This is a genomic window from Streptomyces sp. NPDC102514, from assembly GCF_055584525.1.
Map to the genome: position 1 here is coordinate 262,695 of NZ_JBVJLW010000004.1, position 21,552 is coordinate 284,246.

The 21,552-nt window shown below is 68.2% G+C and carries 17 protein-coding genes, 2 tRNA genes and 1 pseudogene; 14 read left to right on the forward strand and 6 right to left on the reverse strand.

Translation table 11 applies throughout. The annotated features are described in order from the left end of the window. The first annotated feature begins 42 nt into the window (after positions 1–42). The 3 genes from gyrA to ACZ60E_RS12565 all read left to right on the forward strand — a co-directional run bounded on the left by gyrA (position 43) and on the right by ACZ60E_RS12565 (position 3,686). Positions 43–2,658, forward strand: coding sequence for a DNA gyrase subunit A (gene gyrA / locus ACZ60E_RS12555; RefSeq protein ID WP_384803830.1), 2,616 nt, complete (start codon positions 43–45; stop codon positions 2,656–2,658). Between the two features lie 18 nt (positions 2,659–2,676). Continuing rightward, positions 2,677–3,399 carry a DUF3566 domain-containing protein gene (locus tag ACZ60E_RS12560; protein ID WP_469439941.1) on the forward strand — a complete coding sequence of 241 codons (723 nt, stop codon included), beginning with the start codon at positions 2,677–2,679 and terminating at the stop codon, positions 3,397–3,399. Between the two features lie 210 nt (positions 3,400–3,609). Next, a tRNA-Ile gene (locus ACZ60E_RS12565) sits at positions 3,610–3,686 on the forward strand. 1,428 nt (positions 3,687–5,114) lie between these two features. On the opposite strand, the pseudogene ACZ60E_RS12570 reads toward ACZ60E_RS12565, so the two are convergent. Beyond that, a pseudogene (locus tag ACZ60E_RS12570) lies at positions 5,115–5,406 on the reverse strand (DUF6344 domain-containing protein); the annotation flags it as partial. Between the two features lie 339 nt (positions 5,407–5,745). Between ACZ60E_RS12570 and ACZ60E_RS12575 the strand changes: the two are divergent. Both ACZ60E_RS12575 and ACZ60E_RS12580 read left to right on the forward strand, forming a co-directional pair. Then, positions 5,746–5,874: a DLW-39 family protein gene (locus ACZ60E_RS12575; RefSeq protein ID WP_003999697.1), complete on the forward strand. Its 129-nt coding sequence runs from the start codon at positions 5,746–5,748 to the stop codon at positions 5,872–5,874. 196 nt (positions 5,875–6,070) lie between these two features. Next, the gene (locus ACZ60E_RS12580) at positions 6,071–7,483 is read left to right on the forward strand and encodes a hypothetical protein (protein ID WP_469439943.1); all 1,413 of its coding nucleotides are present in this window, start codon (positions 6,071–6,073) and stop codon (positions 7,481–7,483) included. Positions 7,484–7,572: 89 nt separating this feature from the next. On the opposite strand, the gene ACZ60E_RS12585 is transcribed toward ACZ60E_RS12580, so the two are convergent. After that, positions 7,573–9,270 (reverse strand): serine/threonine-protein kinase, encoded by a 1,698-nt coding sequence (locus ACZ60E_RS12585; protein ID WP_469439945.1) that lies wholly within the window; start codon positions 9,268–9,270, stop codon positions 7,573–7,575. 133 nt (positions 9,271–9,403) lie between these two features. Then, positions 9,404–9,955, reverse strand: a complete 552-nt coding sequence (locus tag ACZ60E_RS12590) for a helix-turn-helix domain-containing protein (RefSeq protein WP_210881469.1) — start codon at positions 9,953–9,955, stop codon at positions 9,404–9,406. Between the two features lie 183 nt (positions 9,956–10,138). On the opposite strand from ACZ60E_RS12590, the gene ACZ60E_RS12595 reads away from it, so the two are divergent. Beyond that, a tRNA-Ala gene (locus ACZ60E_RS12595) sits at positions 10,139–10,211 on the forward strand. 761 nt (positions 10,212–10,972) lie between these two features. Here ACZ60E_RS12595 and ACZ60E_RS12600 read toward each other — a convergent pair. Beyond that, positions 10,973–11,686 (reverse strand): DUF5324 family protein, encoded by a 714-nt coding sequence (locus ACZ60E_RS12600; RefSeq protein ID WP_469439947.1) that lies wholly within the window; start codon positions 11,684–11,686, stop codon positions 10,973–10,975. 338 nt (positions 11,687–12,024) lie between these two features. Here ACZ60E_RS12600 and ACZ60E_RS12605 point away from each other — a divergent pair, with 338 nt between their 5' ends. Together ACZ60E_RS12605 and ACZ60E_RS12610 are read left to right on the forward strand one after the other, a co-directional pair. Continuing rightward, positions 12,025–12,552 (forward strand): peptidylprolyl isomerase, encoded by a 528-nt coding sequence (locus ACZ60E_RS12605; RefSeq protein WP_384803812.1) that lies wholly within the window; start codon positions 12,025–12,027, stop codon positions 12,550–12,552. 147 nt (positions 12,553–12,699) lie between these two features. Next, positions 12,700–13,596 (forward strand): rhomboid family intramembrane serine protease, encoded by an 897-nt coding sequence (locus tag ACZ60E_RS12610; RefSeq protein ID WP_384803809.1) that lies wholly within the window; start codon positions 12,700–12,702, stop codon positions 13,594–13,596. A 302-nt stretch (positions 13,597–13,898) separates the two neighbouring features. Here ACZ60E_RS12610 and crgA read toward each other — a convergent pair whose 3' ends face one another. Further along, positions 13,899–14,153, reverse strand: a complete 255-nt coding sequence (crgA, locus tag ACZ60E_RS12615) for a cell division protein CrgA (protein WP_055517312.1) — start codon at positions 14,151–14,153, stop codon at positions 13,899–13,901. A gap of 244 nt (positions 14,154–14,397) precedes the next feature. Between crgA and ACZ60E_RS12620 the strand changes: the two genes are divergently transcribed. From ACZ60E_RS12620 to ACZ60E_RS12645, 6 genes are all read left to right on the forward strand, one after another. Further along, on the forward strand, positions 14,398–15,177 hold the full coding sequence (locus ACZ60E_RS12620) for a DUF881 domain-containing protein (protein ID WP_107017872.1): 780 nt from the start codon (positions 14,398–14,400) through the stop codon (positions 15,175–15,177). A gap of 127 nt (positions 15,178–15,304) precedes the next feature. Then, positions 15,305–16,006 (forward strand): class E sortase, encoded by a 702-nt coding sequence (locus ACZ60E_RS12625; protein WP_469439950.1) that lies wholly within the window; start codon positions 15,305–15,307, stop codon positions 16,004–16,006. A 52-nt stretch (positions 16,007–16,058) separates the two neighbouring features. After that, positions 16,059–16,220, forward strand: coding sequence for a hypothetical protein (locus tag ACZ60E_RS12630; protein WP_107017874.1), 162 nt, complete (start codon positions 16,059–16,061; stop codon positions 16,218–16,220). Next, entirely contained in the window at positions 16,217–16,855 is a 639-nt protein-coding gene (locus ACZ60E_RS12635; RefSeq protein ID WP_381832665.1) for an aminodeoxychorismate/anthranilate synthase component II, read from the forward strand. The genes ACZ60E_RS12630 and ACZ60E_RS12635 overlap by 4 nt, the downstream gene beginning before the upstream one ends. Further along, entirely contained in the window at positions 16,852–18,429 is a 1,578-nt protein-coding gene (locus ACZ60E_RS12640) for a class E sortase (protein ID WP_469439954.1), read from the forward strand. Before ACZ60E_RS12635 ends, ACZ60E_RS12640 begins: the two co-directional genes overlap by 4 nt. A 138-nt stretch (positions 18,430–18,567) precedes the next feature. Continuing rightward, positions 18,568–19,308, forward strand: coding sequence for a class E sortase (locus ACZ60E_RS12645; RefSeq protein ID WP_385833753.1), 741 nt, complete (start codon positions 18,568–18,570; stop codon positions 19,306–19,308). A 148-nt stretch (positions 19,309–19,456) separates the two neighbouring features. Here ACZ60E_RS12645 and pknB read toward each other — a convergent pair whose 3' ends face one another. Then, positions 19,457–21,451, reverse strand: coding sequence for a Stk1 family PASTA domain-containing Ser/Thr kinase (pknB, locus tag ACZ60E_RS12650; RefSeq protein ID WP_469439957.1), 1,995 nt, complete (start codon positions 21,449–21,451; stop codon positions 19,457–19,459). Positions 21,452–21,552: the final 101 nt, after the last annotated feature.

Here is a 21,552-nt window from a genome sequence, read left to right on the forward strand (position 1 = left end):
GTCGGTCTCAGCTGACCGCGTCAGAAAGGATCTGCACCAGCAATGACCGACGAGACACCCATTTCCCCCACCGGTCCGGGCATCCCCGCAGGCATCCCTGTGGAAGAGGGCGGCACCCTCCAGCGTGTCGAGCCCGTCGGGCTCGAAACCGAGATGCAGCGCTCGTACCTCGACTACGCGATGTCCGTCATCGTGTCGCGCGCGCTGCCCGACGTACGGGACGGTCTCAAGCCCGTCCACCGCCGCGTCCTGTACGCCATGTACGACGGCGGCTACCGGCCCGAGAAGGGCTTCTACAAGTGCGCCCGCGTCGTCGGCGACGTCATGGGCAACTACCACCCGCACGGCGACTCCTCGATCTACGACGCGCTGGTCCGTCTCGCGCAGCCGTGGTCGATGCGGATGCCGCTGGTGGACTCGAACGGCAACTTCGGTTCCCCGGGCAACGACCCGGCCGCCGCCATGCGGTACACCGAGTGCAAGATGATGCCGCAGTCCATGGAGATGGTCCGCGACATCGACGAGGACACCGTCGACTTCACGGACAACTACGACGGCCGCTCCCAGGAGCCGACCGTCCTCCCCGCCCGCTTCCCGAACCTGCTGATCAACGGCTCGGCGGGCATCGCGGTCGGTATGGCCACCAACATCCCGCCGCACAACCTGCGCGAGGTCGCCTCCGGCGCCCAGTGGTACCTGGAGAACCCCGAAGCCTCGCACGAGGACCTCCTGGACGCGCTGATCGAGCGCATCAAGGGCCCCGACTTCCCGAGCGGCGCCCTGGTGGTCGGCCGCAAGGGCATCGAGGAGGCCTACCGCACGGGCCGTGGTTCCATCACGATGCGCGCGGTCATCGAGGTCGAGGAGATCCAGAACCGCCAGTGCCTGGTGGTCACCGAGCTCCCCTACCAGGTGAACCCCGACAACCTGGCGCAGAAGATCGCCGACCTGGTCAAGGACGGCAAGGTCGGCGGCATCGCGGACGTCCGGGACGAGACCTCGTCGCGTACGGGCCAGCGCCTGGTCATCGTCCTGAAGCGGGACGCGGTCGCCAAGGTCGTCCTGAACAACCTGTACAAGCACACCGACCTGCAGACGAACTTCGGCGCCAACATGCTGGCGCTGGTGGACGGCGTGCCGCGCACCCTCTCGCTCGACGCGTTCATCCGGCACTGGGTGACGCACCAGATCGAGGTCATCGTCCGGCGTACGCGGTTCCGGCTGCGCAAGGCCGAGGAGCGCGCGCACATCCTGCGCGGCCTCCTGAAGGCCCTGGACGCCATCGACGAGGTCATCGCGCTGATCCGGCGCAGCGACACCGTCGAGATCGCGCGCGAGGGCCTGATGGGCCTCCTGGAGATCGACGAGATCCAGGCCAACGCCATCCTTGAGATGCAGCTGCGCCGGCTGGCGGCCCTGGAGCGCCAGAAGATCGTCGCCGAGCACGACGAGCTGCAGGCGAAGATCCGCGAGTACAACGCGATCCTGGCCTCGCCCGAGCGGCAGCGCGCCATCATCAGCGAGGAACTGACCGCGATCGTCGACAAGTTCGGTGACGACCGCCGCTCCAAGCTGGTGCCCTTCGACGGCGACATGTCCATGGAGGACCTGATCGCCGAGGAGGACATCGTCGTCACCATCACGCGCGGTGGCTACATCAAGCGCACCAAGGCCGAGGACTACCGCTCGCAGAAGCGCGGCGGCAAGGGCGTACGCGGGACGAAGCTCAAGGAAGACGACATCGTCGACCACTTCTTCGTGTCGACGACGCACCACTGGCTGCTGTTCTTCACCAACAAGGGCCGGGTCTACCGCGCGAAGGCGTACGAGCTTCCCGACGCAGGGCGTGAGGCGCGCGGCCAGCACGTCGCGAACCTGCTGGCCTTCCAGCCGGACGAGGCGATCGCCGAGATCCTCGCGATCCGCGACTACGAAGCGGTGCCCTATCTGGTCCTCGCGACCAAGGGCGGGCTGGTGAAGAAGACATCCCTGAAGGATTACGATTCGCCGCGTTCCGGAGGCGTCATCGCGATCAATCTCCGTGAGACGGAGGACGGTTCCGACGACGAACTGATCGGAGCCGAGCTGGTTTCGGCAGAGGATGATCTGCTTCTGATCAGCAAGAAGGCCCAATCGATCAGGTTCACTGCGACGGACGACGCGCTGCGGCCCATGGGCCGTGCCACCTCGGGCGTCAAGGGAATGAGCTTCCGCGAGGGCGACCAGCTCCTCTCGATGAATGTTGTTCGACCCGGTACGTTCGTGTTCACTGCCACAGACGGTGGGTACGCGAAGCGGACCGCTGTCGACGAGTACCGCGTCCAGGGTCGCGGTGGCCTGGGTATCAAGGCCGCCAAGATCGTCGAGGACCGCGGCTCGCTCGTCGGCGCGCTGGTGGTCGAGGAGACGGACGAGATCCTCGCCATCACACTGTCCGGCGGTGTGATTCGCACGCGAGTCAACGAGGTCAGGGAGACGGGCCGTGACACCATGGGCGTTCAACTGATCAACCTGGGCAAGCGCGATGCCGTCGTCGGTATCGCACGTAATGCCGAGGCCGGTCGCGAGGCCGAGGAAGTCGACGGGGTGGTCGACGACTCGGACGAGGTCGAGTCGGCCGTCGGTACGGACGAGGGCGAGCCGTCCTCGGACGAGTAGCGCGAGGAGTGAGTCATCGTGAGCGGAGCCACGGGCGCCGGTTCGACCGATACGGAAACGGACGGCGGCCGTGGCTCCGCCACGGAGGCGACTGACTCCCATGACTCTCATGGATCCCAGGGGGGAACTGTGACGGACACCCGAGGCCCACAGACGCCGCAGTACGCGGCCGGTGCGGCCCCAGGCTCGCCGGTGCCTCCGGGCCCGGCTGCACCCTCCGGTACGGCCGTGCCGGAGGGTTCGCCCCTCCCGGGCGAGCGGCAGCCGCAGCAGGCCGCCCAGCCGTACCACCCGCCTCAGGCGTACGCGGCGCACACGGCGCCCGGGGGCGCCGTCCGCCGGCCGCGCACCGGGGCGCGCACCACGCCCCGTACGCGCAAGGCCCGGCTGCGGGTGGCCAAGGCCGACCCCTGGTCGGTGATGAAGGTCAGCTTCCTGCTCTCCATCGCGCTCGGGATCTGCACGATCGTCGCGGCCGCCGTGCTGTGGATGGTCATGGACGCCATGGGCGTCTTCTCCACCGTGGGCGGCACGATCTCCGAGGCCACCGGCTCGAACGAGTCGAACGGCTTCGATCTGCAGTCGTTCCTGTCGCTGCCGCGCGTCCTGATCTTCACGTCGATCATCGCCGTCATCGACGTCGTCCTGGCCACCGCGCTCGCCACCCTCGGCGCGTTCATCTACAACCTCTCCGCGGGCTTCGTCGGCGGTGTCGAGCTCACGCTCGCCGAGGACGAGTAAACGTTGTCACCACGGCTTCACCGCGAGAGCGCATCCCGGCCCGGGGTGCGCTCTCGTGCTGTCGGGGGTGCACCTCTGTACGGCCGGCGGGTGCGTTTTCGGTCTGTCCGGGCAGGCCGGGGCGGGCCCCGGATACCGATTTTGGGACTGGCCCCGTCGTGCGCTAATCTTCAGAGGTCAGCGCGCGGGACATACACCGCAGAGCGCGGCGGGGCTATAGCTCAGTTGGTTAGAGCGCATCCCTGATAAGGATGAGGCCACAGGTTCAAATCCTGTTAGCCCCACCAGTTCAAAGGCCCCCAGGCCATCGTGCCTGGGGGTTTTTGGCATTTGTGGCTCGTATCCAGAGCCTGTTCCCGGAGTGCCGAAGTGCCGGTGGGCCCGGGGCAGTGGTGGGCCGACGCTCTCGAATGGGTTCTGTGTGCTCGGCCAACGGCAGCGTCGAGGCTCTGAGGGCGCTGGGGCCACTGAGAGCCACAGGAATGCCTGAGGGCGCCTGAGAAGCCCTGAGGGCTGTCGGGAGCGCGCCCGGTCGGGAAACGGTGAGGGTTTCCACGTTCGGCGGCTGACCGGCCGTCAGGGGGCGCGCGGTGCCTCCTCGTCGGGATGTCCAGGGGTGATCGCATCTACGGCGTGCGTGTAGTGCCAAGTGCTGCTTTATGGGAATGAGAATGCAACCCGTCGGTCTGCGAGCTACGTGTCCATGCAGATGCCGATGGTCAAGGCTTGAGCTTGTGACCAGGGTCTTTCAGTCGGATGGGGCGTCCGGTGTGAGTGAGCCGGACCTGGGCCGGGACGTCGCCGTCGAGGGCGAGGACCTGCCCGCGCTGCTGGAGCGCCTTCTTGGTGAGCCGCAGGACAGGACCCGGAAGGACCTGGCCGTGTGAGCCGGTATCTCCTATCCGACGCTCAATGCTCGGAAGAACCGGACGCGTGGGACGTCCCGCATCGATCCGGGGCGGTTGCGTGCGATGGCCGAGGCGTTCCGTCGCTGGGGTGTTCGGACTGCGCCGCGGGAGTTCTTCGGCGCCGTGGGCCGGCCGGTGCCCGGACCCCATGGGGACGAACGCGAGGCGCACCTGCTCAAGCTCAGCCACGCGATCCGACTGCCCGTATGTCGGTGTGTCCGTCTGCCCGGAGTGCGTCCCGCTTTTCTGTGGCCTTCGTGGGGCGCCTTCGAATCGAACCGGTCGGTGAAGTCCGCATCGTCGAAGCGTCGAGCGTTGTCGAAAAGTCGGGTGTCGACGAAACGTTGGGTGTCAGCCTGCCGGGTTCTCGGCATCGCTGCGGGCGCAGGCCGTCCGTCCCAGCCGGACGGTTCCTGGTACGAGGTCATCCCCGAGTCGCTGAGCCGACGGCGGCCAGGACCTGAGCGGGCGCCGGCGCCGGGAGCTGGACCGAGGCCGGTGCCGGGAGCGAGGACTGTGAGGGGAGCGTGACGACGCTGCTGACGGGTGCGGCATCCACGGCGGGTGCCGGTGCTGCTGCCCGTGCGGTCTGTGCCGCGGGTACGTCGACGGCGCCGGTCGTCATGTGGGTCGTGTCGCAGGGGTGGGCGGGTGCCACGACTGCATCCCTCGTGACAGATTCCCTCGTGGCGCGTTCCCTCGTGGCGGAGTCCGTCGTATCGACGGCAGTAGGTACTGCGGCGCTCATGGCGGCGGTGACGATCGCTGGTGCCTCTGCGCTGTCCCGTGTGACGGCGGCGTCCGCGTCCGTCGTGTCCGTCGCGTCCGTCGGCGGGCGGTGTCGGCAGGACGGTGAGGAGCCGTGCGCCTCCGCGTGGATGCGCTGTTTCATCGTGGGTGGCAGGGAACTCGCCCGCGGGCGGGTCCAGATGGGCTCCTCCTGCGCCGTCGCTTCCTGCGGGGTGTTGATGTTGCGCGCTGCCTCCGTCGCGGGTACGGCGGCGACGGCGGTCGTCGTGATCAGTCCGAGTGACGTGCACAGCGCGAGGAAGGCGGTGACGACCGCGGTCCACAGGTTCATGACCTTGTTGCGAGTCATGGTCCCTCTCCTTTCGGGTGGGTGGATTTGCATACTTTCCTCATGATGTGTATGTCGGTTGCGAAGTGACGGACCGACGCCCGTGGCGCGGCGATCTTCTGATGAACACCACTCGGATGGGCTCAATGCTCACTAAATGAGCGGAAGCATGAGGAAAGCGGGGCGAAATAACCCTCGGTGAGGATGTGATCACCCTCCGATCCGAGTGGTCGGCCCCGGTCGTACTGCGCTGCCCCGACGGGCAGTTGAGGCCCCGACGCAGGTCACCGATCGGTATCGGCCGGTGTGTATAGTCGGGCGCCAGAAGTCCCCAACGCCTAAGAAAGACGAGGTCTCGCGGTGAAGAAGCTTCTCCTGGTCGCACTGGCCGCCATCGGCGGGCTCCTCGTGTACCGCCAGATCCAGGCGGATCGCGCCGAGCAGGACCTGTGGACGGAGGCGACCGACTCCGTGCCCACGGGTTCGTGAGTGTCGACCACAGTCTCAGTACAAACCCCGGCCGCCTTGCTGCGGCCGGGGTTTTGTGTTGCCCGGGCGCGCACGGCTCGGTAAGTGCAGGATGGTCGAGGCTTCGCGGGCGTTCGGGACAGTGTCGGAACAGCGACGGCGCCGACCCGCGGGAGCCCGTCGAGTGAGGGTCCGGGTTACGGCGAGGGGGCGCGTGATGGGGCGGCGCACGGGATGGTGGCGCGGCCGTACGGTCCTGGCCGGGGCGGCGGCGCTGCTCTCGGTCGCGGTACCGGCGGGGCGGGCGACGACGGCGACAGCGGCCGACGCTCCCCCTCCCTACCGTTTCGCCGCCGACGCCGAGCGGATCGAGGGCGCGGACCAGCCCACCGACGGCGAGCGTCTGACACCCGGCACGTCCTACCGGAGCACCATCCGCGACAACGGAAAGCTCTATTACGGGCTGCGGCTCGACGAGGCCTCCGACGCCTCCAGTGCGTACGTGTCGGCCACCGCCGTACCGAAGCCGGGCACGAAGGTCATGTACTCGGACGGCATCAAGGTGTCCCTCCAGGACCCCGACGGTCATCGATGCTTCTCCGGGGATGCCGGCATCGCCCGTTTCGGACCCACCCAGAGCCCGCGTCCGCTGACCGCCTGGGCGTCGCGAAGGACCGGCCCCGGCGCCTACACCTGCAAGAACGCCGGTACGTACTCGGTGCTCGTCGAGCGTACGAGCGGGCCCGGCTCCTCGCTGGACGACTGGGAGCTGGAACTCCAGTACGTCTCGGAGCCCGCTCTGGAGAAGGCCGCGTCGACGGCCGCCCCGCAGGTGTGGGACTCCGCCTCCCCCCAGGCACTCGAAGGCCCTGCCCTGGCCCGTGAGGGAGGTGCGGGCTTCAGCGGGGCGCGCTCGCTGGAGCAGGGCGTCTGGAAGGACGGGATCCGGGCTGGGCAGACGCTCTTCTACCGCGTTCCCGTCGACTGGGGACAGCAGCTGGACGCCACCGCCGAACTGGGCCAGGCGAGCGGCGACGGCTATCTGGGGAACGCGCTCGTCATGTCGCTCCACAATCCCGTACGCGCCCTGGTGGACGACGCCGGCACCGGATACGACGGCTCGCGGAAGCAGACCGCGCTGAAACCGCTGCCCCCCGTCGCCTACGAGAACCGGTTCGCCGTTGACGACCGGGTCGGCGGTATGCGGTTCGCCGGCTGGTACTACCTCGTCGTGCATCTCTCGGCGGGGATGTCGGACAAGTTCGGCGACGGGCCGTTCGGGCTGACGCTGCGCGTAAGGGTGAGGGGTACGGCCGAGGAGGCACCGGCCTACAGCGGTGCCGCCGTGCCGCGTGACGTCTTCGAGGTCTCCGCGCAGGACAGGGACGCCGCGGCGAGCGGCAGCGCGGCGACCGGTGGAGACGGAGGCGACGGTGGTTCTTCGGGCGAGAACACCGCGATGAAGGCGGTGGCCGTGGGCGGGATCGGCACGGGGTGCGTCCTGGTGCTGGGGCTCGCGATGTGGACGGTGGTCGCCCGGCGGCGGGCGGGGACCGGGACGGCCGAGGGCGCCGTGCCTGTTGCCGGCGGCGGAGCCGCTCGGACATATGGACGGTCCCGGGGCCGGTAGTTCAACGGGTCTGCCGGCCGGGGGCCAAGGGGTCTAGGAGCTCCAAGAGGTCCGGGAGGTCCGGGAGGTCCGGGAGGTCCGGGGCCGGTTCAGATCCGTGCCAGGGCCCAGAATCCGACCGCGAAGCAGATCAGCGCGAGCAGGAGCACCGGGACCGTCACCGCCATGGGCGGTCCGGGCCGCCGTCGTGACCGTCTGGCGCGGTGCCGCGCAACCGGCTGCGGCTGAGGCGGAACCTGAACGCCTTGAGCGGTGTATGAAGCAGTAGAGGCTGTGTCACCCGGCTGTGACTGCGGCAGCGGTAGAGGCAGCGGCATGGATTGGGGCAGCGGCAGCGGGAGTGCCGACAGGGGGGATTGCGGCTGTGGTGGTGGCGTAGGCGCAGACGCTGGGGCGGGAACCGTTGGGTACGGGGCCTGGGGGGAGGGCACGTGGGTGGGTTCGTACGACTGCGACGTGGAGTAAGCGGAATCCGGGAGTTCGCGCGGTGCGGGGGGAGTAAGGGACTGCTTTTCCCGCAGCGGGGGCGGCAGATGGAAGCTGCCGGTGTCCGAGGGGGTGGGGGGCTGCGGGGGGAAGGGATCGATGGTCGGCTGGGGCGGTATGCCACCGGTCCACCGCCCGGAAGTGGAAGCGAAAGGAGTGGGGGAAGGACCGGTCGGTGGGGGACCGACCGCTGGAGGGCCGGCCGCAGGGGGACCGCTCGCTGGGGAAGCGGCTCCCGTATCTGCCTCAGGAGAGGCCGTGCCCGGGGCTGGACCCGATGCCGTTCCCGACGCTCTGTCCGTCCGCTGGGCCTGTCCTGGTTCCGCCCCCGGCCCGGGCCCCTGTCCTGGCCCCGGTATCTGTTCGGAGACGGTCGCCCGGGACGTCGTGGCAGCCGTGGCAGCCCTGGCAGTCGTGCTCGTGAGGGGGCCTTCAGGACCGAACCCGGCCGGAAGCGGGCCGAGTTGGTCGAATATCTCTATCAGCTCGTCGTCCGGGCCGGGCTCCGGGAGGAGCTCCCTGGCCGAGACGAGCGCCTTGCGCGCTCCGTTGGCCGTGCGGAACCGCGCGTGCGGGTCCGGTTCGAGCAGAGACGCCACGACCTGCCACAGAGGCTCGGGAATCCCCTTCGGGGCGCCCGGCGTGCCATGGGCCCCGAAGTGCTCGACCAGCGCCTTGGCGTCGGGTTTGGCCCCCTCCAGGAGGAAGAGAGCGACCAGGCCCACGGCGAAGAGGTCGGCGGGGAAGTCCGGGTCGGCGCCGATCAGCTGCTCGGGGGCGAAGTAACCGGGCGTTCCCACGACGTAGTTGGTCTCGGTGAGCCGCGGCTCACCCAGGCGCATCGAGATGCCGAAGTCGGACAGCCGCAGCCGCGGACGGCTCGTGCCGGTCGACTCCAGCAGGATGTTGGCGGGCTTGATGTCCCGGTGCACGATCCCCTCCGCGTGCACCGCGGCGAGTCCCGCCAGCAGCTGGTCGAGCAGGGTGCAGACGAAGGCCGGAGGCAGCGGGCCGTAGTCCCCGATCAGGTGGACCAGGGATCCACCGCCGACGAGATCCATGGTGAACAGGACCTTGTCGTCGTCGGCCGCCCAACTGGCGGGAGCGAGCACATGGGGGTGGTCGATCCGGACCGCCTGCTCGCGCACGAACCGCAGCAGCGAGTGGGCGTCGCTCTGCTGGAGCACCTTGGCGGCCACATACCGGCGCCGCCGGTGGTCCCAGGCGCGCCAGACGGCACCGACTCCCCCGCGTCCGATCGGGTCGACCAGTTCGTACCGGCCGGCGAAGACCTCACCCATGGTCGTGCGTCGCTCCCCCTTCGGCGGTCGGTACTGCGGCGGCCTCTTCCGAGGTGCCCGGCTGCCTGGCTTCCGCTGCCGGAAACCCCGACAGGGTTCCGGTGGCGGGGTGTTCGGCTGCCGGGCGTTGTACTCAGTTCTGGTGGGACTGGTAGTGGGCGACCGCGTCGGAAGTGCGGCCGGCTCCGTACACCCGGAGGAACTCTGCCAGTTCCGGGTGGGTCGGGGCGAGGGTGTCCGCCGCGTCGATGATGTCCCCGGCCGCGGACACCGAGCGGAGCAGTGACTGGATCTCGCGCACCACGCGCTTCACCGTGGGCGCACCGCCCGAAGTGGTCGTCGACTGCGTGGTGTTGCTGAGCACCGAGCCCCCCTGGGACTTCTTGATCTCGTCCATCCGTTCGGTGGCCTCGGCGGCGCTGACACTGCCGTCCGCGACCTGACCTGCGAGATCCTGCAGCAGCTGTACGCGCTGGACCACCGCGGGATTGCCGATTTTGGCGCGCTGGCCGCTCATCAACTGAGACAGCATGGGCGCGGACAGACCGAGCACCCCCGCCAGACGGGCCTGGTTGAGACCCAGGTCATCTATGAGCCTACGGAAGAGCGCCCCCAGCGGCTCCCCGTACCAGTTCCGCTGCAGCTCCCGGGCTCTCGCGGTTGCTTCCTGCTGTGCGGCGTCCATGCGCGTCTCCCCATCGCTTCCCCAAGTACCGTGGTTCGCTGTAGCGAACCACGTCGAGCATCTTACGGAGAGTGGTCGTGCACGGGGACCCCCAATCTTTTTGCGGGATACCCGGGGTGACCCGGTAGTCTGGTCTGCGGTGGCGGCGCGGAGGGAGATCCTTCCGGTGCCTGTCTCCCTTTCGGGGCCTTAGCTCAGTTGGTAGAGCGCTGTCTTTGCATGGCAGATGTCAGGGGTTCGACTCCCCTAGGCTCCACGAGAAGAACCCCCTCGGACCGGCTTTACGCAGGTCGGAGGGGGTTTTCTCATGTGGTGGGGTGGGGGAACCGGTGGAGTTCCGGTCCTTTCGGGGGCCGTGAGGGGCCGGTCGTCGCTCCGTCCGTGGTGCTGCTCGTGGTGCCGGGCGCAGCGCCTGGGAAGAATTTTGATCTCACGCGGTTTCGCGGTGATCCCGCTCCGCGTCGGCCTCTTCAACGGGTCCGGGGTGGAAGGGAATTGGCTGTCCGTCGTGACGTGACGTGGCCTCATCAACCTTCAGGATGCACCTTTCCAAGGGCGCTGGAACTCCATTGGGTCATGTGCGGTGATGTGCGTCACAAGGTTTTCGTTGCGATCTTTGCAATTGTTTGCGCAAAGAATCGACTAGGGGGAGGGGTGCGCGATCGCCGTTCAGGGGGTCGGGGTGACGTGAGGGTGGCATGCAGGAGTCGTGAAGGCATGCGTGAGCTGCTGTGAACGAAGATGCGTAATCAGAACGCTGCGCTCCGTTAGTCAGATCGGCGCGAATGTTGCACAGTCGATCGGTTGCAAACGTCATCGCGGGTCAAGGACGTAAACAGCGCCCCCGCGGGGCTCTCAGGCAGTCGCCGACGCATCGGACGGTTCTCGCGCACCTCGTCGGACGGTGCCTGTTTCACGTGAAACATGGCTGTAGGGCAACAGACTTGAAGCCTGCTGCCCTACAACTCTTCATCGCGTCCGACCTCGGCGTCGCGCACGGCAGGCGTGCCGGACGCGTCAGCCGCGCTCGGTGCGGTCCGCTGCCTCCGCTTCGGCCTGCTTGGCCTGGACCTCGGGGTCGAGGTCTTCCTGGCCGCTGCCGTCGACCGAGGTCAGCCGACCGGTCTCCGGGACCTCGGTGGCGACGGGCGGCTCGACCAGCCAGTCGGGGTTGGCCTGCTTGTCCCACCACTTCCAGGCGGCGAAGGCGCCACCGGCCAGAAGGCCCAGAACGGCCAGCCTCTTGGCGAGACGACCGTTCCTGGCCCGCCGCTCGTGCTTGCGGACCAGCTTCTCGACCTCCTTGGCCGAGACCTGGCCACGCAGAGCTGCCAGTGCCGCCGTGCTCCGGGACGCCGCCTCCTCGCGCACGGGGCCGGCCGCGGCCCTGGCGTGCTCGATCCGCGGGCGGGAGTAGTCCGCCGCCTGCCGAGCGGCCTTGCGCGTACGGGCGGCGGCCTCGTGCGCGGCGTGGTCGACCTTCGGCGGCACATGTGTACGCGCCTGCTCGATACGTGGTGCGAGATGGGCGGCGTACTGGGTGCGTGCCTGTTCGGCGGCTGTGACGGCGGTGGACGACACCTTGGGCGCGAGCTTCACACGGGCTTCATGCGCGTAGTGGGTGGCTCGGTCCTTTGTCGTGTCGGCGTAGGGCGCCACCACTTCCGCGGCGTGCCGCACGCTGTCCTTCGCCGACTCGGCTGCCGCGCGCACGCTGTCCTTGCGGGTCACGGGATCCTCCTCCTCGGTGGCGTACATGGGGGCTCGGGGGCCGTCCCCCGGAAAGTCACAGTTCGCCTTTCCACCCTTATCCGGATCATGCCTCCCGGAGCGCTTCGGGGCATGTGAGGACAGGCATCCGGGTCATGAATGGTGACTCCGGGTGTACTTGGTGCAATAACCGATCAATATGGTGCAACAGGAGTCTGCGACGACAATGCCATGGATCCCCGGTCCGCGCGCCTGTTTGGTGCGAAGCGGCTGAACCGGTGTGTACGGCGGTGACGGAAGACTGGCGGCGCGGTCCGTGCGAGGATCGGAGCGTCACAAAGGACAACGGAAGGCAGATCGTGGCCGAGCAGCTTTACGCCACCCTGAAGACCAATCACGGCGACATCGAAGTGCGGCTCCTGCCGAACCACGCGCCCAAAACGGTCCGGAACTTCGTGGAACTCGCCCAGGGCGAGCGTGAGTGGACCAACCCGGCCACGGGTGCGAAGTCGACGGACAAGCTCTACGACGGCACGGTCTTCCACCGCGTGATCAGCGGCTTCATGATCCAGGGCGGCGACCCGCTGGGCAACGGCACCGGCGGCCCCGGCTACGAGTTCGAGGACGAGTTCCACCCGGACCTCGCCTTCGACAAGCCGTACCTGCTGGCCATGGCGAACGCCGGCCCGGGCACCAACGGCTCGCAGTTCTTCATCACCGTCTCCCCGACGGCCTGGCTGACCCGCAAGCACACCATCTTCGGTGAGGTCACCGAGGGACCCAGCCAGAAGATCGTGGACGCCATCGTTGCGCTGCCGACGAACCCGCGTACCGACCGCCCTGTCAACGACGTCGTCATCGAGTCGGTCGTCGTGGAGACCCGCTGACCCGACAGCCGTAGATCCCCTCGTCGGTGAGCCCTCCGGCCCGGTGCCGGAGGGCTCCCGCAGGGAACCAAACGCCCCGCCCGTCCGTAAGGATGAGCGGGGCGATGCGTTGCGTACCCAGTGCGTACAGAAGGATGAGGGGAACCGATGGATCAGGTGCCAGGCAGCCCGCAGGAACCGCAGGGCGCGCCGAGCCTGCCCACCTGCTACCGGCATCCGGACCGGGAGACCGGCATCCGCTGCACCCGGTGCGAGCGCCCGATCTGTCCTGAATGCATGATCAACGCTTCGGTCGGCTTCCAGTGCCCCGAGTGCGTACGGGAGGGTTCCGGCACCGGGCACGCGCCCGGGGCCTCCCAGCCCCGCACCCTCGCGGGCGGCACGGTCACCTCGGACCCCCGGCTCCTCACGAAGATTCTCGTCGGGCTCAATCTCGCCGTCTATCTGGTCCAGCTCTCCGTGGGTGACCGCTTCACCGACAGCTTCGACCTGATCGGCCGGGCGTTCGTGCCGGTCCTCGGCGATGTCGAGGGTGTCGCCGAGGGCCAGTGGTACCGGATGGTCACGGCGATGTTCCTGCACGGGAGCTATATCCACATCGCCTTCAACATGCTCAGCCTGTGGTGGATCGGCGGCCCCCTGGAGGCGGCCCTCGGCCGCGCCCGCTATCTCGCCCTGTACGTGTCGTCCGGCCTCGCGGGCAGCGCGCTCACGTATCTGATCGCCGAGCCGAACCAGCCCTCGCTCGGTGCCTCCGGAGCGATCTTCGGTCTCTTCGGTGCGACCGCCATCCTGATGCGGCGGCTCAACTACGACATGCGCCCGGTCATCGCCCTGCTGGTGATCAACCTGATCTTCACCTTCGGGTGGCCCAACATCGCCTGGGAGGCCCACGTCGGCGGCCTCGTCGGCGGTGTCCTCGTCGGTTACGCGATGGTGCACGCACCCCGGGAACGACGTGCGCTCATCCAGTACGGCGCATGCGCCGCGGTACTGCTCGTGGTTGTGGTCATGACACTCATCAGGACTGGTCAGCTCACCTGAGCGTCCACGTTGTCCACAGACCGTGGCGGATCTTGTGCATGCTGTGCGGGAACAAGTGTGCCCCCTGTCGCTGACTCGGGTTTCCCCAGGCAGGACAGGGGGCGAACATGCTTCCGGATCCCGGTAGGTCAGTCACACCGGCGTCAACACGACGGCAGTCCCGAGAGGGTTATCCACAGATCTTCTGACCTTTTCCCCACTGTGGACATCGCTGTGGATAACTCAGTGGAGAACGTGGGCCAGGGCTTGCGGAAGAGGGCTTGTACAGACTCCGTACAAGCCCTCGGAACCCCGGGTGGGAGTTACTTCCACTGAGTGGAGACGCCGAATCCCGCCGCGATGAAGCCGAAGCCGACCACGATGTTCCAGTTGCCGAGCGAGTCGATCGGCAGCGAGCCGTCCGTCACGTAGAACACGACGATCCAGGCGAGGCCGATGAGGAACATGGCCAGCATGACCGGGGCGACCCAGGCACGGCTGTTCAGCTTGATGTTGGTCGCCTGCTTCGCCGGAGGCGGCGTGTAGTCGGCCTTCTTGCGGATACGTGACTTCGGCACGAGGGTCTCTCCTGTCGATGCGCTGCGTGGCCGCGCAGGGAACGGGGGCTGCCGGGGCAGCGTACAAGGGGACTCCTAGGACCTGTCCGGTCGATCACGGCGAAGACGCGGGGTGTGGCACGCACATCTGCGCCCACAAGGCACCGCAGCTTTCCTTCGCCGTGATCGACCGGACAGGTCCTAGTGCTCCCCCGGGCGTCCGTTAGCGTAGTGCTTCCGCGGCGCCGAAGGAGATAAGGGTACGTTGAGCAATTCTGCCGACTCTCCCCAGTCGGGTTCCAGCCCCGACCGTATCCGGCGATTTCGGCCGGTGCGGTTGCTGACCATGGCTGTCTTCGCGCTGGCCGGGCTGATCTTCTTCACCAGCTTCGACACGGCCAACGGCACCAACATCCGTACGGACGCCTCGCTGCTGAAGCTCTCCGACCTCATCCAGGAGCGCAGCCACAAGAACGGGCAGCTCGACGAGAGCAACGGTTCGCTGCGCGACGACGTCGAGACCCTCGCCGAGCGGGACAACGGCAGCACCGCGGCGGAGGCGGCCAAGCTCGCCGCCCTGGAGAAGCACGCGGGCACCCAGAAACTCAAGGGCGAGGCGCTCACCGTCACGCTCAACGACGCGCCCCCGAACGCGACGGCCAAACTCCCCGGCTACCCCGAGCCGCAGCCCGACTACCTGGTCATCCACCAGCAGGACCTGCAGGCCGTGGTCAACGCCCTGTGGCAGGGCGGAGCCAAGGGCATCAAGGTCATGGACCAGCGGCTGATCTCCACCAGCGCCGTCCGCTGCGTCGGCAACACCCTGATCCTCCAGGGCCGCGTCTACTCGCCCCCGTACAAGATCCAGGCGGTCGGTGACCCGGAGAAGCTCCAGAAGTCCCTCTCGGCGTCCCCGGCGATCCAGAACTACATGGTGTACGTCAATGTCTACGGGCTCGGCTGGAAGGTCGAGGAGGACGGGACGCGCACCCTGCCCGGCTACTCGGGCACGGTCGATCTCCACTACGCGAAGCCCGTGGAGTAGCGGGGCGGCGGGATGACGGCGTAGCGGATCCGATTCCCAAGAGTTGCCAAGAGCCTGTGCGGCGAGGGTCGTTGGGGTAGAAGGCTGTGGAGTACGGGAACAGCTGCCGCTGGGGGACCTTGTGTCGGTGCGAGTCGTCGTCAGGACGTTCAGCGAGCTGTGCATCACGGTCGGCACCGTGATCGTGCTCTTCGTGGTCTACGTGCTGTTCTGGACGGGTGTGAAGGCCGACACCGCGATGGACGACCAGATCGACCAGCTGCAGAAACAGTGGGCGAGGAACTCGGCGACGGCCGAGCCCGGCAGATCGTCCACTACGGAGAGCCCGGACAAGGCTCCGCCGAAGCCCGCCGCGTACAAGGACGGCCGGCCGTTCGCCGTCATGTACATCCCCAGGCTTGGTTTCACGTGGAACAAGCCCGTGCTCGAAGGCACGAGGACGAAGACCCTCAAGAAGGGCCTGGGCCACTACGCGAGCACCGCGCAGCTCGGTCAGCGGGGCAACTTCGCCGTCGCCGGCCATCGCCGGACGTACGGGGACCCGTTCAAGGACTTCCCCAGATTGCGCCCGGGGGACCCGGTGGTGCTGACCGACGGCACCTCCTGGTTCACGTACCGCATCGACACCAAGCCCTACCGGACGCTGCCGAGTGACACAGCAGTCATCGACCCCGTCCCGAAGAAGTCCGGGTACACGCGAGAGGGCCGTTATCTGACGCTGACCACGTGCGACCCCGAATGGGGCCACAGTCACCGATTGATCGTCTGGGCACACCTTGACGAAACCCAGCCCGTGGAGGCTGGGAAACCGGAGGCTCTGCGCCGTTAGTCTGAGTGGGTACGGCGTGAGTCTGGTGCCGTGGTGCGACGGAAGGGACGGCATGTACGGCTTTATCTGGCGGCTTCTGCCGGGGAACACGTGGATCAAGGCACTGCTCTCGATCGTGCTGGCCCTCGCGGTGGTCTACGTGCTCTTCCAGTACGTCTTCCCGTGGGCCGAACCGCTGCTCCCCTTCAACGATGTGACGGTGGACAACCAGTGACCGCGCGGATCCTCGTCGTCGACAACTACGACAGCTTCGTCTACAACCTGGTCCAGTACCTCTACCAGCTCGGCGCCGAGTGCGAGGTGCTGCGCAACGACGAAGTGGCGATGGCGCACGCGCAGGACGGGTTCGACGGCGTGCTGCTGTCGCCCGGACCGGGCACTCCCGAGGAGGCCGGGGTCTGCGTCGACATGGTGCGGCACTGCGCCGCGACCGGGGTCCCCGTCTTCGGGGTCTGCCTCGGGATGCAGTCGATGCAGGTGGCGTACGGCGGGGTGGTGGACCGCGCGCCCGAGCTGCTGCACGGCAAGACCTCGCTCGTCGAGCACGAGGGCCGGGGCGTGTTCGCCGGGCTGCCGTCGCCCTTCACCGCCACGCGCTACCACTCGCTGGCCGCCGAGCCGGGGACCGTGCCGGCCGACCTGGAGGTCACGGCCCGTACCCACGACGGGATCATCATGGGTCTCAGACATCGCGAACTCCCGGTCGAGGGAGTGCAGTTCCACCCCGAGTCCGTGCTGACCGAACACGGTCACCGCATGCTGGCCAACTGGCTCGCCGAGTGCGGCGACCAAGGAGCCGTGGCCAGGTCGGTGGGGCTCGCCCCGGTGGTGGGCAGGGTCACGGCGTGACCGCGCTGCGCCCCGAGCGCGACAGTGCCGCCCCGTACGGCGAGGACGCCGGGTACGGGGGCGCTGCGGCATTCGAGGCGCCGGGTGCCGGCGGCGCGATGAGGGCCGCCGTGGACGGGCTGGCGGACCCCCTCAGCGATCCCCTGCCGGGCCGACGGCAGCCGGCGGCGCCGGAGCAGGGGTGGTACGACCCGCAGACGTACGCACCGGACTGGAGCGTCGGGCAGAACGCCCAGAGCGCGCAGAACGCCTCGACATACGCGGAGCCGACGGGCCGTGGGCAGGCGGAGCCCGCGCACGGCTACGCGGCACCGACCGCGCCGACCTCCCCGGCCGCGTCGCAACAGCCGTACGCGACGCCCCAGGCCCACACCCAGCAGCCCTACGCGCAGCCGCAGCCGCAGCCTCAGCAGCCTTACGCCCAGGGGCCCGGTCACGCGGGTCCGCAGTCGGCGTACACCGGTTCGCAGCAGACGTACGGGCAGGCGCAGACGGCGTACCCCGGGTATCAGGAGGCGCGGCCGCAGTACGGCGACGCGTACGCGCCGGCCGCCCCGGTCGCGCCCGCCGCGCCCGTCTCGCAGCCGCTTCCGGAGGCTCAGCCGTACACGCCGTCGTACGAGGCTTCGCCGGCCGCCGAGGAGACGGTCGCGCTGCGCATCGCCGACATCGGGTCCATAGCCGGCCGTCGGACGCGCTCAGCGCCCTCTGAGGGCCCCGCAGCGACTCCGGGTCCCGTGGGTACCCCGGGAGGCCGTGCGGCCCGGCGCAAGGCCTCCAGGCGCCATGGACGGCACGGCGGGACCGAGACCGACGGGGTGCACGAGGAGCAGGCGGGGGCGGACGCGGCCGACGCGCCCGTCTCGCGTGCGGCGGCCAGGCGCGCGGCGAAGGCGCGCAAGCCCGGGGCGGCCGTGGTGGCGAGCCGCGCGATCGGCGAGGTGTTCATCACCGCCGGTGTGCTGATGCTGCTGTTCGTGACCTACCAGCTGTACTGGACGAACATACGGGCCCACGCACAGGCCGACAGCGAGGCGAGCAGCCTCCAGGACGACTGGGCGAGCGGCAAGGGAGCTCCGGGCACGTTCGAGCCGGGGCAGGGGTTCGCCCTGCTGCACATCCCGAAGCTCGACGTCGTCGTACCGATCGCCGAGGGCATCGACAAGAAGCGGGTCCTGGACCGCGGCATGGTGGGCCACTACGCCGAGGACGGCGTGAAGACCGCGATGCCGGACGCCAAGAAGGGCAACTTCGGGCTCGCGGGCCACCGCAACACCCACGGCGAACCGTTCCGCTACATCAACCGTCTCAAGCCGGGCGACGCGATCGTCGTGGAGACGCAGAACAAGTACTTCGTCTACAAGATGGCCTCCATCCTGCCGGTGACGTCGCCGAGCAACACGTCCGTCCTGGACGCGATTCCCAAGGGATCGACCTTCAAGTCGGCGGGCCGGTACATCACTCTCACCACCTGCACGCCGGAATTCACCAGTAAGTACCGGATGATCGTCTGGGGCACGATGGTCGAGGAACGAGCGCGCGACAAGGGCAAACCGGACGAACTCGTCGGCTGACCGCGCGGGCAGCTCACCGCACTCTCCTGAGCACGTCTTGCACAGCAGTACTTATTGCACAGCTTTCAACAGCCGCCTGAAGACCTTCCTGAAGACCTTTCTGAACAGCTTTCTGAGACACCAGACGGGGAAAACGCAGTGGCAGCGACGACCGACCACGAAGAGCACACGGACGCGCCGGCGTCCCCGCCCGCGCCGCCGCGGCGCGGCGGCGGCCCGATCGCGACGGCCGTCAGCGTCCTGGGCGAACTCCTCATCACGGCAGGCCTGGTCCTCGGCCTGTTCGTCGTCTACTCCCTGTGGTGGACGAACGTGATCGCGGACCGCGAGGCCCACAAGCAGGGCGACAAGGTGCGCGACCACTGGGCCGAGGACCGCGGTCCGGTCGGCCTGGACACCAAGGACGGCATCGGCTTCCTGCACGTCCCGGCGATGAAGAACGGCGAGGTGCTGGTCAAGAAGGGCACTTCCACGAAGCTGCTCAACAACGGCATCGCCGGCTACTACACGAACCCCGTCAAGTCCGCGCTCCCGCAGGACAAGAAGGGCAACTTCTCCCTGGCCGCCCACCGTGACGGGCACGGCGCGAAGTTCCACAACATCGACAAACTCAAGAAGGGCGACGCGATCGTCTTCGAGACCAAGGACGACTGGTACGTCTACAAGGTCTACGCGACCCTTCCGGAGACGTCGAAGTACAACGTCAACGTCCTCGGGTCCGTCCCCAAGGAGTCGGGGAAGGCGAAGGCGGGCCGCTACATCACGCTGACGACCTGCACGCCGGTCTACACGTCCCGCTACCGGTACGTGGTCTGGGGCGAGCTGGACCGCGTGGAGAAGGTCGACGACGAACGGACGCCCCCGGCGGAACTGCGCTGACGGCTCCCGTAGAGCCCCGTACGACGAAGAGCCCGTACGACGAAGAGGCCCCGGCCCCCCTCTCAGGGGGCCGGGGCCTCTTCGTGTGCCGTGCAGCAACCGCCGTGCGACAACCGCCGTTCAGCGGCAGCCGGGTGACGGCCGGGCGTCAGCCCGAGCCGCCTCCCAGGAAGCCGCCGCCGTTGCCGCCGCCGTTGTTCCCGCCGGCGTCGACCGTGACGAGGTTGACCCTGTCACCGGCCTTCACCTCGTTGCCCTGTCCCGGGTCGCTGGCGAGGACGATGGCGTTGTCGTCCTGCGAGCCCTGGATGTTGCCGACCTGGAGCTGACTCTGCCCGATGACCTGCTTGGCCTGCGCGAGCGTCATCTGGGTCACCTTCGGCATGGCGAACTTCTGCGGCTCTTCTTCCTGCTTCTTCTTGCCGATCTGGATGGTGACCGTCGACCCGGGGTCGGCCGGCGAGCCCGCCTGCGGGGAGGTCGCGACGACCTTGCCGACCAGGTTGTCGTCGTCGGTCTCCACCTCGGTGCAGGTACCCGTCAGATCGTTCTGATCCATCTGGGCCTTGGCCTGGTCACAGCTCTGGCCGCCGACGTCGGGAACGGTGGACTGTTCCTTCTCCTTGGCGACGGTGAGCGTGATCGTGGAGCCCTTCTCCACCTCTTCGCCCGAGGACGGGTCCTGGTCGAGGACGGTGCCGGGGTCCTCGCTGGACTCCTTGCTCTCCGTCTTGACCTCGAACTCGTACTTTTCGCTCTCAAGCTTCTTGGTCGCGGCGTCCACCGAGTCGTCGATGACGTTGGGAACCGCCACCTTCGGCGCCCCCGTCGACACCGTCAGTGTGATCGTGTCGCCCTTCTTGACCTCGGTCTTCGCGGCCGGGCTCTGGTCGCAGACGGAGTTCTTGGGCGTGTTCTCGCACGGCTTCTCGTTGATCGTGAGTTTGAGATCGACGTTGGCCGCCGTCTGTTTGGCGTCCGCCACCGTCCGGTTCACGAAGTTGGGGGTGTCGACCAGGCTGTCCCCGCCGCCGTTCCCGCTGAACGCCCACTTGCCGATGAGGATCGCGCCGATCAGCACGAGCACACCGGCGACGACCAGCAGGATCGTCGAGGTGTTGCTCTTCTTCTGCTGGCGGCGCCGGCCGGCCCGGTCGTCGTAGCCGAAGGCCCCGTCGTCCGGGTTCTGCGGAGGCAGCATCGTGGTGTGCTGGCCGTCCGAGGAGCGCAGGGCGGTGGTCGGCTGGTCGTCCGGGTAGCCGCCGTAGCCGACCGAGCCCATGGCGGCGGTGGCCGCGACCGGCTGGCCGTCGAGGCAGGCCTCGATGTCCATGCGCATCTCGTCGGCGGACTGGTACCGGTAGTCCGGGTCCTTGGTCAGCGCCTTCAGGACGATCGCGTCCATCTCGGGCGTGATCTCGGGGTCGAAGACGCTCGGTGCCTGCGGTTCCTCGCGCACGTGCTGGTACGCGACGGCCACCGGGGAGTCCCCGATGAACGGCGGGCGCACGGTCAGGAGCTCGTACAGCAGACAGCCCGCGGAGTACAGGTCGGAGCGGGCGTCGACCGGCTCGCCCTTCGCCTGCTCCGGAGAGAGGTACTGCGCGGTCCCTATGACCGCCGCGGTCTGCGTCATCGTCATGCCGGAGTCGCCCATCGCGCGGGCGATGCCGAAGTCCATGACCTTGACCTGGCCGTTGCGCGTCAGCATGACGTTCGCGGGCTTGATGTCGCGGTGGACGATGCCGGCGCGGTGCGAGTACTCAAGGGCCTGGAGGATGCCGATGGTCATTTCCAGGGTGCGCTCGGGCAGCAGCTTGCGCCCGGAGTGCAGCAGTTCGCGCAGCGTGGACCCGTCGACGTACTCCATCACGATGTACGGGATGGAGATGCCCTCGATGTAGTCCTCACCCGTGTCGTACACGGCGACGATCGCGGGATGGTTGAGCGAGGCGGCCGACTGGGCCTCCCGGCGGAACCGGGCCTGGAACGACGGGTCGCGCGCGAGGTCCGCTCGCAGCGTCTTCACCGCTACCGTGCGGCCGAGCCGGGTGTCATGGGCGAGGTGTACCTCCGCCATGCCACCACGGCCGAGCACGTGGCCCAGCTCGTACCGGCCGCCGAGGCGACGCGGCTCTTCCATAGCTACCTACCAGCCTTTTCCGACGGTCCCGACCACACCACGTGTGGTCCGGCGGTGTGCTGTCCGGGCATACCGTACCCGGACCGCCTTGACTGACCTGG

What these genes read in the sequence shown, in the direction of transcription:
- gyrA (WP_384803830.1), top strand. Translation starts at nt 43, where the DNA reads ATGACCGACGAGACACCCATTTCCCCCACCGGTCCGGGCATCCCCGCA.
- ACZ60E_RS12580 (WP_469439943.1), top strand. Translation starts at nt 6,071, where the DNA reads ATGGGGCGGCGCACGGGATGGTGGCGCGGCCGTACGGTCCTGGCCGGG.
- ACZ60E_RS12585 (WP_469439945.1), bottom strand. Translation starts at nt 9,270, where the DNA reads ATGGGTGAGGTCTTCGCCGGCCGGTACGAACTGGTCGACCCGATCGGA.
- ACZ60E_RS12590 (WP_210881469.1), bottom strand. Translation starts at nt 9,955, where the DNA reads ATGGACGCCGCACAGCAGGAAGCAACCGCGAGAGCCCGGGAGCTGCAG.
- ACZ60E_RS12610 (WP_384803809.1), top strand. Translation starts at nt 12,700, where the DNA reads ATGGATCAGGTGCCAGGCAGCCCGCAGGAACCGCAGGGCGCGCCGAGC.
- ACZ60E_RS12630 (WP_107017874.1), top strand. Translation starts at nt 16,059, where the DNA reads ATGTACGGCTTTATCTGGCGGCTTCTGCCGGGGAACACGTGGATCAAG.
- pknB (WP_469439957.1), bottom strand. Translation starts at nt 21,451, where the DNA reads ATGGAAGAGCCGCGTCGCCTCGGCGGCCGGTACGAGCTGGGCCACGTG.